Raw genomic sequence first — 2,895 nt, 5'->3', positions numbered from 1 at the left:
CCTGGTGGCAATTCTAGAAGATGTTGGCTATATTCCGCGAATGACCTTTATTATGGACCGTGTTTTTCGCCATTATGGACTCCATGGGCAATCACTGTTTCCACTTGTGCTGGGTGGCGTATTTGTTGGCGGTTGTGCTATCCCAGGAGTTATGGCTACCAGGGGGATAAAAGATGAAAGAGCACGTTTGGCAACCATTCTTATAGTCCCGCTCATGAACTGTCTGGCCAAAACTCCCTTATACCTTTTGCTAATCGGTATATTTTTTGTCCAGTATCAGGGGTTTGTGATGTTTTTTATGGCTACAATTACCCTGGTAATTGCTCTTAGTGTCAGCAAACTATTATCCCTAACAGTTTTAAAGACTAAAGAGCAAGCACCTTTTGTTTTGGAGATGCCACCCTATCATTTACCTACCATTAGCGGTATTTTAAGAAGATGTATTGAAAGATTGTTGTTATTTTTTAAAAAGATTATCACCGTAGTAGCAGTGGTAATGATTCTAGTTTTTGTTTTGACCAATTTTCCGGGTTTAAATCAGGAGTCAAAAAATGATTTCCAGGCGCAAATGGAGCAGGTTGTCAGTAATTTTTACAATGATTTGGGAGAAGATTCTACCTATCATGAAGTGCTTTCTGGAGATAGTTTAGAAGAATTTATTAATTATAACAATAATTACACTATTGCCAGAAGAAGGGCAGATAGCACACAAAAAGAAGAAGCAATTGACCAGAGGTTCAGAGAAAAAAATGAGGATTTCTTTAAAATTGCCAATAGGGGAGTATACAGAGTAGACGGAGAACTCCAGCGGGATCAAGAGGCAATGCAGACTGCCAGGGCATTTACTCAATTTGACCGAAATAGAAGAGGGATTAGGGCAGATATAAATGACCAGACGCTTATTAACAGTGTTCTTGGTTTTGTCGGTCGTAAGATAGAGCCTATAACCAAATATGCCGGATTTAACTGGCGAGTCAATATTGCCTTGATTAGTTCTTTTGCTGCTAAGGAAAGCAGCGTAGCAACTTTAGGTAGTATTTATAAATCAGATGAAGGCGATAGCCTGGAAGACAGGGTTGCCGAACAGGAAAAGGGATGGACGCCACTACATGCACTGGCTATTATGTTATTCATGGCTATGTATCCACCCTGTATTCCTACTTTACTAGCTGTACGGCTGGAAACCGGCAGCACAAAATGGATGCTATTTGCAATCTTTTACCCAATTATTTTAGGTACTTTGATTGCTGTTCTTGTTTTCAGCGGTGGCAATTTGTTAGGACTTACCGGTTTGCAGGCTTTAGTATGGTTCTACATTTTGGCAATTATTGTAATGATAATAATGGGTTTTGTTAAAAACAAAGATGATGAAATTGAAAATTACCTGTAAGTTAATACTGAAAAATTTTTGTTTTAAAAAATTAATTTTTTTATAGAACATAGAATAAGAAAGGATGAAGATTAATGTTTGAACAACCAGAAATTATACCGTTAGCAAAACTTAGAGCAGGTGAAAAAGGTCAAATTGTTTTTACCGGGAACCATGGAGCAGGGTTTCTTCAACATTTATATGATATGGGCATTAATGAAGGTTCAGAAATTGAAGTAATAACTTCCGGAAGACCAGGCCCTTTTTTGGTTAGAGTAGCAAACACTTCACTGGCAATTGGGCATGGAATAGCCAGGAAGATTATGGTTGAACAGTAAGTATAAAGGAGGAGAGACCAATGTCGGTAAGCAGGTTATTATATTTAGACCAATTAAAACCTGGTCAGCAATGCAAGTTAGTTGATATTGATTTAGAAGGAGCTACCGGTCAGAGATTGTTAGATATGGGATTTATTCCTGGTGTCGAAATAAAAGTGATTAGAAATGCTCCTTTAGTCGACCCGGTTGAACTTGAAGTTAGAGGTTATTATGTTAGTATCCGCCATGCTGAGGCTAAACATATTGAGGTGAGTTTTTATGAATAACAATAAACAAGAATACATTGTTGCTGTGGCAGGTCAGCCAAATTCTGGTAAATCTACTGTTTTTAATATGTTGACCGGGGCCAGGCAATTTGTGGCTAATTATCCTGGTGTTACAGTAGAAAAGAAAATAGGATTTTATTCGGATCAAGGACAAAAAATAAAATTAGTTGATTTGCCAGGGACTTACAGCTTAACTTCCTATAGTTTGGAAGAAAGAATTGCTCGCAATTTCATAATAGAGGATAATCCTGATTTAGTTCTCAATATTGTTGATGCCTCCAACCTTGATCGCCATCTAAATTTAACTTTTCAGCTCCTGGAAATGAATGTTCCCATAATTGTTGTTTTAAACATGATAGATGTTTCTAAAGGAAGAGGGTTTGAAATTGACATAAATAAACTAAGTGAAGAACTAGGCACAACCGTAGTGCCTACAATTGCCCAAAAAGGAAAGGGAAAAGAAGAACTAAGACAGATTATTTTAAATGCCTGCATTAATAAAGTTAAATATAAAAACTCTTTTAGAGTTGATTATGGGGAAAATTTAGAACCGGTTTTAAAGAAATTGGAGCAAAAAATTTCCACTGATGCCAGGTTTTTAAAATATAATCCCAGATGGCTGGCAGTCAAATTTATTGCTGGTGATGCTGAAGCAAATAATCTTCTTGAACAATGAGAAAATATTAAAGGGAAAAAAGTTATGGATAATATAGTTTTAATAGTTATAGGAATGCTAAGTGCTTATTATATTTATCGAAAATTATTTAAAATTAGTAATGGCAAATCATCATGTAAGTCATGTGGAATGTGTAGTTACTGTCATACTCATAAAGATTATAAGAAAAATGAAAAATAAACAGACAGGTTTTTTATTTACTTTGATTAGAAAAAAAGAAAAGGATCAATCTGCGTGCATCTGTTT

Annotated in this window: 5 protein-coding genes; all 5 read left to right on the top strand. The window is 36.0% G+C overall.

Features of this window, described 5'->3' with window-relative positions; translation table 11 throughout:
• Positions 1 to 1,390 (top strand): ferrous iron transport protein B (locus KO361_05240; GenBank protein MCC7574971.1); only part of this gene is annotated, 1,390 nt, incomplete at its 5' end.
• Positions 1,391 to 1,464: 74 nt separating this feature from the next.
• The gene (locus tag KO361_05235; protein ID MCC7574970.1) at positions 1,465 to 1,707 is read left to right on the top strand and encodes a ferrous iron transport protein A; all 243 of its coding nucleotides are present in this window, start codon (positions 1,465 to 1,467) and stop codon (positions 1,705 to 1,707) included.
• Between the two features lie 20 nt (positions 1,708 to 1,727).
• Positions 1,728 to 1,973: a ferrous iron transport protein A gene (locus KO361_05230; GenBank protein MCC7574969.1), complete on the top strand. Its 246-nt coding sequence runs from the start codon at positions 1,728 to 1,730 to the stop codon at positions 1,971 to 1,973.
• On the top strand, positions 1,966 to 2,649 hold the full coding sequence (locus tag KO361_05225) for a 50S ribosome-binding GTPase (GenBank protein MCC7574968.1): 684 nt from the start codon (positions 1,966 to 1,968) through the stop codon (positions 2,647 to 2,649). The genes KO361_05230 and KO361_05225 overlap by 8 nt, the downstream gene beginning before the upstream one ends.
• A 61-nt stretch (positions 2,650 to 2,710) precedes the next feature.
• On the top strand, positions 2,711 to 2,895 hold a 185-nt coding region (locus KO361_05220; protein ID MCC7574967.1), incomplete at its 3' end, for a hypothetical protein.

Source organism: Candidatus Woesearchaeota archaeon, assembly GCA_020854775.1.
Taxonomy (GTDB): domain Archaea; phylum Nanobdellota; class Nanobdellia; order Woesearchaeales; family 21-14-0-10-32-9; genus 21-14-0-10-32-9.
The sequence above is the reverse complement of the archived record's forward strand: the minus strand, read 5'-3'. Positions and strand labels throughout refer to the sequence as shown.